The organism is Arthrobacter melezitosi (genome assembly GCF_054511055.1).
Genome location: NZ_JBTNDJ010000034.1, coordinates 1 through 1,920 on the forward strand (window position 1 = coordinate 1; position 1,920 = coordinate 1,920).

Below are 1,920 nucleotides of genomic sequence, written 5' to 3' on the forward strand. Positions count from 1 at the left end.
TGTTGTTTGAGAACTCAATAGTGTGCCAAGTTTGTTGATACCGATTGTTTGTTGATTGGTTGAATTGGCTGGTCTGCCGCACCCCGTGTGGTGGGCTGGTTTTTTTGGCTGGTTTCGAATTTTGTGCAGCAGGTTCTCCCGTTTTCCCGGGGGCGTTTGTTGTGTCTGTAATGCATTTACGGAGAGTTTGATCCTGGCTCAGGATGAACGCTGGCGGCGTGCTTAACACATGCAAGTCGAACGATGATCCGGTGCTTGCACCGGGGATTAGTGGCGAACGGGTGAGTAACACGTGAGTAACCTGCCCTTGACTCTGGGATAAGCCTGGGAAACCGGGTCTAATACCGGATACGACTGCCGGCCGCATGGCCTGGTGGTGGAAAGCTTTATTGCGGTTTTGGATGGACTCGCGGCCTATCAGCTTGTTGGCGGGGTAATGGCCCACCAAGGCGACGACGGGTAGCCGGCCTGAGAGGGTGACCGGCCACACTGGGACTGAGACACGGCCCAGACTCCTACGGGAGGCAGCAGTGGGGAATATTGCACAATGGGCGCAAGCCTGATGCAGCGACGCCGCGTGAGGGATGAAGGCCTTCGGGTTGTAAACCTCTTTCAGTAGGGAAGAAGCGAAAGTGACGGTACCTGCAGAAGAAGCGCCGGCTAACTACGTGCCAGCAGCCGCGGTAATACGTAGGGCGCAAGCGTTATCCGGAATTATTGGGCGTAAAGAGCTCGTAGGCGGTTTGTCGCGTCTGCCGTGAAAGTCCGGGGCTTAACTCCGGATCTGCGGTGGGTACGGGCAGACTAGAGTGCAGTAGGGGAGACTGGAATTCCTGGTGTAGCGGTGAAATGCGCAGATATCAGGAGGAACACCGATGGCGAAGGCAGGTCTCTGGGCTGTAACTGACGCTGAGGAGCGAAAGCATGGGGAGCGAACAGGATTAGATACCCTGGTAGTCCATGCCGTAAACGTTGGGCACTAGGTGTGGGGGACATTCCACGTTTTCCGCGCCGTAGCTAACGCATTAAGTGCCCCGCCTGGGGAGTACGGCCGCAAGGCTAAAACTCAAAGGAATTGACGGGGGCCCGCACAAGCGGCGGAGCATGCGGATTAATTCGATGCAACGCGAAGAACCTTACCAAGGCTTGACATGAACCGGAATGGCGCAGAGATGCGCCGGCCACTTGTGGCCGGTTTACAGGTGGTGCATGGTTGTCGTCAGCTCGTGTCGTGAGATGTTGGGTTAAGTCCCGCAACGAGCGCAACCCTCGTTCCATGTTGCCAGCGGGTTATGCCGGGGACTCATGGGAGACTGCCGGGGTCAACTCGGAGGAAGGTGGGGACGACGTCAAATCATCATGCCCCTTATGTCTTGGGCTTCACGCATGCTACAATGGCCGGTACAAAGGGTTGCGATACTGTGAGGTGGAGCTAATCCCAAAAAGCCGGTCTCAGTTCGGATTGAGGTCTGCAACTCGACCTCATGAAGTTGGAGTCGCTAGTAATCGCAGATCAGCAACGCTGCGGTGAATACGTTCCCGGGCCTTGTACACACCGCCCGTCAAGTCACGAAAGTTGGTAACACCCGAAGCCGGTGGCCTAACCCCTTGTGGGAGGGAGCCGTCGAAGGTGGGACCGGCGATTGGGACTAAGTCGTAACAAGGTAGCCGTACCGGAAGGTGCGGCTGGATCACCTCCTTTCTAAGGAGCGCCTTCGGGTTTCACGCACGCTTCCACTGTGTTGGGTGTGTGGCCTGCAAGGAGAGCCCATAGCGCGGGCGTTTGTTCCGCGGTGGGTGCTCATGGGTGGAATATCAACGAATAGTTTGGGTTCTTTTCCCGGTGGCCGTTAGTACGGCGCCTGGTTCTGCGGTGTCCCCCTGGGGGATGGTGCGGGGCCGGTGCGTCTGGAACGCCGG

At 57.3% G+C, this 1,920-nt stretch carries 1 rRNA gene; it reads left to right on the plus strand.

The features are described from left to right. Positions 1-175 precede the first annotated feature (175 nt). Positions 176-1,702 (plus strand): 16S ribosomal RNA (locus ACX80W_RS16360). Positions 1,703-1,920: the final 218 nt, after the last annotated feature.